We start from the raw sequence: 3,672 nt of genomic DNA, 5'->3' as shown, positions 1-3,672 counted from the left end.
AATCTCGTATCCTCCGCCAGTGCCTCACCGGGCACGATGTCGAAGGGCCCCACCGCTTGCGGTGGGGCCCTTCGCTGTGCGCTGGTTGCAGTTTTGGTTGCGTTTATATAATCCTATTAAGGATATTTCGGCAGCGGGTAGCCAGTATCTTCTCCTGCCGCCGGGCTCGGCCCGGCGGGACGAGCCCGGCGGGGAGGTGCCTGGGACTCTGCCTTCGTACGGCATCCGCGGATCATGGAACTGCGCCATCCTTGACCTTGGCGCCGAAGCGGCTTCGGCCCGCCCGTGACGTTCCCTGTCTGTCGAGGTGCACCCTCATGAAGTCCCGATCGACGCTTGCGACTTGGCTGAGCGAACTCGACGGTTCCCGCCTGGCACGCGTACTCGCCATGCGGAAGGACGCAGCTTCCTCTCCGGAACCGCGCTCGGTGGGGGAACTGGCGGACCGTCTCCAACGTCCGGGGTCCGTGGCACTCGTCCTGCCCCAACTCACGCTGCCGTGCTTGCAGGCCGCTGAGGCGCTGGCAGCCCTGGGAACACGAGCGACCCGGGACAGCCTCGCGGAGTTGCTCGGCTCAAGATCCCCTACGGCGGTACACGCGCTGGACGCGACCCTGGAGGCGCTGTCGGATCGGGCGCTCGTGTAGCACGACGGCAACGAGGCACTGCGCATGCCCACGCCTTTGCGGCAGGCGTGGAGCACGCCCCTGGGACTTGACGCCCCGCTGGGCGAACTGCTGGCCGGCACCACCTCGGAGGAACTGCGCGACATGCTGGCGGTCCTGGGTATCAAGCCACCTGGCGCCAAGCAGCAGCGACTCGCGGCTCTGGTGGAGCATCACAGTGACGCGGAACGGGTCGCCGCGTTGGTGGCGGGGGCACCGGCGGCCACACGGAAGTTGCTTGAGCGGAGCGCCAGGTCCACGCCGCGTCAGTCACTGTTCGTCGTGTTCGGGACTCCTGGCCGCGACCTCCAACCAGGCGCCCGATGGGCACTCGACCGCGGGCTTCTGCTCCAGGACCGTCACCGGTACGGGCCCGCCCGGATGCCGGTCGAGGTGGCCTTGGCTCTGCGGGGCCCCGATTGGCACGCTCCGTTCGAACCTCTGCCGCCTGTCACACAGTTGGTGCCCATCACCTCCTCGGAGGTGGAGCGGGAGGCCGCGGTGGCCGCCACCGCGTTCGCGGCCCAGGCCGCCTCCGTCCTTTCGGCGTGCGCGACCGCTCCACCGACCCGGCTGAAGTCGGGCGGGATCGGCGCGCGTGAACTGGCCCGGCTCGGCAGGGCCGCCCAAGCGGACGACGCCGTCGTACGCATCGCCCTGGAGAGCGCGTACGCCGCCGGACTGCTGGCCCGCGACGGCGATCGCGTACCTCCCACCGAGGCGTACGACGTCTGGGTCGAGCAGGAGCCCGCAGAACAACTCGCCGTATTGCTCCGGGCATGGCGGGACCTGCCGCTCACCCCCACCCGGGCGCGCGACGAAGACAACAAGGCGCTTCCCGCGCTCGCCGGTGCGCCTGACTGCGGCGGCTGTCTGCAGGCCCGCCACGGGCTGCTCATCGCGGCGGCGGGGCTCCCGGCAGGACAGGGTGCGAAGGTCGCTTCGGAGCTGGGGCCGCTCGTGGCCTGGCACCGTCCGCTCGCCGACGACGCCTCGCCCCGGGACACGGCACCGTTCAGCACCGTGATCCGCGAAGGCGAACTGCTGGGCGTGCTGGCACGGGGTGCGCTGTCCCCGCTCGGTGCCCACCTGGCGGCCCACGCCGACGAAGAGCTCGACATCACGGCCCGACGGCTGCTGCCCCCGCGACCACGACGGCCCGGATCGGCGCCGACCTCACCGCCGTCGTCACCGGCACCCCGTCCGCTCGAATCGCGGCGCTGCTGGATTCGACGGCCGACCGGGAGACCAGTGGCACGGCGTCGGTATGGCGCTTCAGTGCCGGCAGTATCCGCCGGGCCCTGGACGCCGGCCGCACCCCGGACGACATCACAGCCGACCTGGCAGCCGGCTCCGCCACGGCCCTGCCACAGCCGCTGACCTATCTCATCGCCGACACCGCACGAGGTCACGGACGGGTGCGCATCGCCCCCGCGGCCTGTGTCATCCACGGCGACGAACCCGCGCTCCTGGCCGAACTCGCCGCCCACCGCGCACTGTCCAAGCTCGCCCTGCGGCGGCTCGCCCCGACGGTCCTGGTCAGCGGCAGCCCACCCGTGACGACTCTCGCCGCGCTCCGTGCCGCGGGCTACGCCCCGGTCGCCGAGACCGCCGGGGGAACGGTACGCATCGAAAAGAGCCTGCCGCAGAGGGCCGCCGCTGCCGTCCCGCCCCCGCGAGGGAACGTCGGGCGGCGCGGCCCCCGGACCACCGCGACCCACGCCTCGGAGATGTCCATCGACGCCGGGACGGACGTGGACGTCCTGGCCGACCGGCTGCTCAAGGCCCCGCCGAACGCCCCGGAACCCGACCCGTTCGGCAGCGGGGTGCCTTTCGCGACGGACACCGAGGAGATCGTCGCCGGATACGCGAAGCACCTGTCGTACAGCGACGTCCGCCAGGTCGCCCATGCCATCGACGCCGGTGAGGCCATCACGGTCGAGTACATCGCCACCTCGGGCAGCCGGACCGTACGTACCCTCAGCGACCTCGAACTCGACCCGCCCTACCTCAACGCCTGGTGCCACCTGCGCGAAGCGGAACGCGTCTTCACTCTCTCCCGCATCCATGGCGTGATGCCCGCCTAGGACTCGGCGGCCAAGGCCAGGTACCCCGACGAGCCACCCCCGCGGGCACCTCGCGAGATATACTTGACTCCACATTTGGTATCAGGAGGCATGTATGAGTCGGACAGTTATCGACCTGGACGACGACCTGGTCGCGGACGTGGCGAAAGCCCTCGGGACGAACACCAAGAAGGAGACCGTCAACACCGCTCTTCGCGAGGTGTTGGAGAGCCGGCGTCGCGCCCTGGCTCTCGCCCGGCTGCGGGCCGCGGCGGGCGACGGCGCATTTGATCTGGAACTGTTCGAGAACAAGGAGAACTACCGCCGGTGAACGCGGCCCAGTTCCTGATCGACACCAGCGCGCTCGCGCGGTTCATGCGCGGGGAAGCGGAGCAGTACGGCTGGGACCAGGCCGCCGCGGCCGGACTCATCGCAACCTGCCCGATCACCGAGCTCGAGTTCTTCTACAGCGCACGGTCAACTGCCGACCGGGCGCGCGGCATCGAGGACATGCGACTGATCTTCGGCTGGGTTCCCGTCGACGACCGCGCCTACGACCGCGCCTGGCAGGTCCAGGAAGCCCTCACCAAGCAGGGGAAACACCGAAGTGCCGGAGCTGTCGACCTGGCCGTCGCCGCGACCGCTGAGCTGCAGGGGCTTACCCTGCTCCATCGCGACCACGACTTCGAGTGCATCGCCGCAGTGACCGGGCAAGCCCTCCAGTGGTACGGCCCGGAACACGGCAAGTAGGTCAGCAGTGGTTGCAGTTCTGGTTGCGTTCACCGCCGTACGACATCGTTCAGAAGCCCCACCCGAGTCGGCTGCACCGCAGGTCAGAACACTCCCGCACATCCCCGTACCCCCAGACGAACATTTGGAAAGCGTATTGGGGGCAACCCCTCACGAGTTCGAATCTCGTATCCTCCGCCAGTGCCTCACCG

The 3,672-nt window shown here is 69.7% G+C and carries 2 protein-coding genes and 1 pseudogene; all 3 read left to right on the top strand.

The annotated features are described in order from the left end of the window. Window positions 1-317 precede the first annotated feature (317 nt). The 3 genes and pseudogenes from RB628_RS42845 to RB628_RS39805 all read left to right on the top strand — a co-directional run bounded on the left by RB628_RS42845 (window position 318) and on the right by RB628_RS39805 (window position 3,481). A pseudogene (locus RB628_RS42845) lies at window positions 318-2,752 on the top strand (helicase-associated domain-containing protein). A 94-nt stretch (window positions 2,753-2,846) separates the two neighbouring features. Then, complete coding sequence (locus RB628_RS39810; RefSeq protein WP_318325532.1) at window positions 2,847-3,062, top strand: type II toxin-antitoxin system VapB family antitoxin; 216 nt, start codon at window positions 2,847-2,849, stop codon at window positions 3,060-3,062. After that, complete coding sequence (locus RB628_RS39805) at window positions 3,059-3,481, top strand: PIN domain nuclease (protein WP_318325531.1); 423 nt, start codon at window positions 3,059-3,061, stop codon at window positions 3,479-3,481. The genes RB628_RS39810 and RB628_RS39805 overlap by 4 nt, the downstream gene beginning before the upstream one ends. Window positions 3,482-3,672: the final 191 nt, after the last annotated feature.

Origin of the sequence: Streptomyces sp. ADMS (assembly GCF_033441795.1) — a bacterium.
Lineage (GTDB): Bacteria > Actinomycetota > Actinomycetes > Streptomycetales > Streptomycetaceae > Streptomyces.
Note: the sequence above shows the minus strand (reverse complement) of the source record. Positions and strands in the feature narration are given on the sequence as shown.

Bases quoted from the DNA above. Each gene is read 5' to 3' on its own strand.
- RB628_RS39810 (WP_318325532.1), top strand. From the start codon at position 2,847: ATGAGTCGGACAGTTATCGACCTGGACGACGACCTGGTCGCGGACGTG.